The sequence below is a fragment of the Sphingomonas corticis genome (assembly GCF_012035195.1).
Taxonomy (GTDB): Bacteria; Pseudomonadota; Alphaproteobacteria; order Sphingomonadales; family Sphingomonadaceae; genus Sphingomonas; species Sphingomonas corticis.
Genome location: NZ_JAAVJH010000048.1, coordinates 1 through 2,482, shown reverse-complemented (window position 1 = coordinate 2,482; position 2,482 = coordinate 1). Strand labels below are relative to the sequence as shown.

Below are 2,482 nucleotides of genomic sequence, written 5' to 3'. Positions count from 1 at the left end.
GGTAAGCGTGGCCTGAGGGCCGCCTTGCCCGTTTGGCCGTAGCCGGGATGCTTATCGTCTTTGACGAGGGCGCGGGCGGTGCGGGAAGTTTTCGGTTCTGAGACTGGTCGTACGAGCGCTCGTACGACTGGTCGTGTGGAGGTGGTCGGCCGGGTATCGGGCCGACGGAGCTGGTCGGACGCGGAGAAGCTGGAGATCCTGGCCGAGGCGTTCCGGCCGGGCGTGCGGGTCCGTGATGTCATCGCCCGGCGCGAGGTGTCGAGCAGCCTGATCTATACGTGGCGCAAGCAGGCGCGGCTGGGCAAGCTGGGCGGGGTCGCGCCTGCGCTGCCGGCATTCGCCGAGGTGCGCGTGGCCGATGTCGCCGCACCTGCGCCGCAGCCGGCGACATCCACGTCTGGCCTCATCTGCATCGAATTTCCGGGTGGCGTCCGAGTGAGCGTGGACGGGTCGGTGGACGCCGGCGCGCTGGCGCGAGTGTTGTCGGTGCTGCGTTGAGCCCCACGCCGTTGCCGACGCGGGTGTTCCTGGCGTGTGGCGTCACCGACATGCGCAAAGGGTTCGATGGCCTGGCGGTACTGGTGCAGCAGGTGCTGGCCCAGAACCCGCACTCGGGCGCGTTGTTCGCGTTCCGGGGCAAGCGGGGTCATGTGGTCAAGCTGCTGTGGTTCGATGGGCAAGGCCTGTGCCTGTTCTCCAAGCGGCTCGACCGGGGTCGGTTCGTCTGGCCGGTGACCGCGACGGGCACGGTGACGCTGACGCCGGCACAATTGTCGATGCTGCTGGAGGGCATCGACTGGCGTCGCCCAGAGCGGACGTTCACGCCGACGCTGGCGGGGTGAAAACGGCGGTTTTGCGACGCTTTTTCTCGCCCGTCGATGCGTGATCTGTTATGAAATGCGGGTGCTGGAAGCGCCTGTTTCCCCTGCTGATGCCACCGCGCGGATCGCCGCGCTGGAGGCATCGCTCGCCCGGGCGAATGCCGCGCTCGCCGCCCGCGATCTGCTCATCGACACGTTGCGCGGGCAGATCGCCCGACTGCGGCGGATGCAGTTCGGTGCCTCCTCCGAGAAGTTGGGCCGCGAGATCGAACAGCTCGAGCTGGCGCTGGAAGAGCTGGAAACGGAGCGGGATGTTTCCGAAGTCGAGACTGCGGCGCCTGGAGTAGCGCCGCGCCTGGCACCGGTCCGCAGTCTGCCGGAGCATCTGCCGCGCGAGGAGGTCGTCCACGAGCCGGCGTCCGGTATCTGCACCTGCCCGGACTGCGGTGGTGCGCTGCGCCGGCTGGGCGTGGACGCGCACGAGATGCTCGACATCGTGCCGGTGCGCTGGCGGGTCGTGCGCAACGTCCGCCCCAAATACAGCTGCCGGTCTTGCGAGAAGATCGTCCAGGCACCCGCGCCGGTCAGCGCTGTGGCGCGGGGCAAGGCGACCTTCGCGACGCTGGCGCACGTCGTCGTCTCCAAGTTCGACCACCATCTGCCGTTGTACCGCCAGGCCGAGATGATGGCCGCGCAGGGGCTCGAGATCGACCGCTCGACGCTCGCGGGCTGGGCCGGGCAAGCTGCAGCACTGCTCGACCCGGTGGTCAGCCGTATCCGTGACGAGGTGCTCAAGGCCGACAAGATCCACGCCGACGACACGCCGGTGCCGGTGCTCGACCCCGGCCGTGGCAAGACCGCGACCGGGCGGCTGTGGGTGTACGCCGCCGACGACCAGGCGTCCGGCAGCACGACACCGCCCGCAACATGGTATCGCTTCACGCCCGACCGCACCGCGGCGCACCCGCAGGCGCATCTCGCCGGCTTTCGCGGCTTTCTCCAGGCCGATGCCTATGCGGGCTATGACGCCCTGTACCGCGGTGGCGTCACAGAGGTGGCATGCTGGGCACACTTCCGGCGCAAGGTGTTCGACCTGCACGAGCGCCTCTCCACGCCGCTGACCACCGATATCCTGGAGCGCATCGGCGCGCTCTATGCCGTCGAGGCGGAGGTGCGTGGTCAGCCGCCGGATGTACGCCGTCGAGCGCGACAGGAACGAAGCCAGTCGCTGGTCGACGCCTTGCGCGAGGTGCTCGACGCTGCCCTTCGCCGCCTGTCGCCCAAGTCCGACATGGCCAAAGCCATCGCCTATGGCACCAAACGCTGGCCGGCGCTGTGCCGCTTCCTGGGTGACGGGCGTCTGGAGATCGACAACAACATCGCGGAGCGGGCCCTGCGCGGCGTCGCCGTGGGAAGGCGCAACTGGCTGTTCGCGGGTTCGCGCGCAGGCGGCGAGCGAGCCGCCGCCATCTACACCGTCATCCAGACCTGCAAGGCCAACGGCGTCGACCCGCAGGCCTATATCGCCGATGTCATCGCCAGGGTCGCCGGCGACTGGCCCGCCACCCGCTGGGACGAGCTGATGCCGTGGAACTGGGTGCCCCAGACAGATCAGCCAACAGCCCAAGCCGCATAAACTGCGGTCCTCACGCCACGCTTAC

General features: G+C 68.9%; 3 protein-coding genes. All 3 read left to right on the top strand.

The genetic code is table 11. The features are described from left to right. Positions 1-135: 135 nt before the first annotated feature. Genes tnpA through tnpC form a run of 3 tightly spaced genes read left to right on the top strand, consistent with a single transcriptional unit; the run spans position 136 to position 2,457 of the window. Positions 136-498 carry an IS66-like element accessory protein TnpA gene (tnpA, locus tag HBH26_RS20300; protein WP_007407193.1) on the top strand — a complete coding sequence of 121 codons (363 nt, stop codon included), beginning with the start codon at positions 136-138 and terminating at the stop codon, positions 496-498. Further along, positions 495-842 carry an IS66 family insertion sequence element accessory protein TnpB gene (tnpB, locus tag HBH26_RS20295; protein ID WP_275402996.1) on the top strand — a complete coding sequence of 116 codons (348 nt, stop codon included), beginning with the start codon at positions 495-497 and terminating at the stop codon, positions 840-842. Before tnpA ends, tnpB begins: the two co-directional genes overlap by 4 nt. Positions 843-897: 55 nt before the next feature. Next, positions 898-2,457 carry an IS66 family transposase gene (gene tnpC / locus HBH26_RS20290; protein WP_025292356.1) on the top strand — a complete coding sequence of 520 codons (1,560 nt, stop codon included), beginning with the start codon at positions 898-900 and terminating at the stop codon, positions 2,455-2,457. Positions 2,458-2,482: the final 25 nt, after the last annotated feature.

Excerpts from the sequence above, each read along its gene's own strand:
- tnpC (WP_025292356.1), top strand. The coding sequence starts at position 898 with ATGCGGGTGCTGGAAGCGCCTGTTTCCCCTGCTGATGCCACCGCGCGG.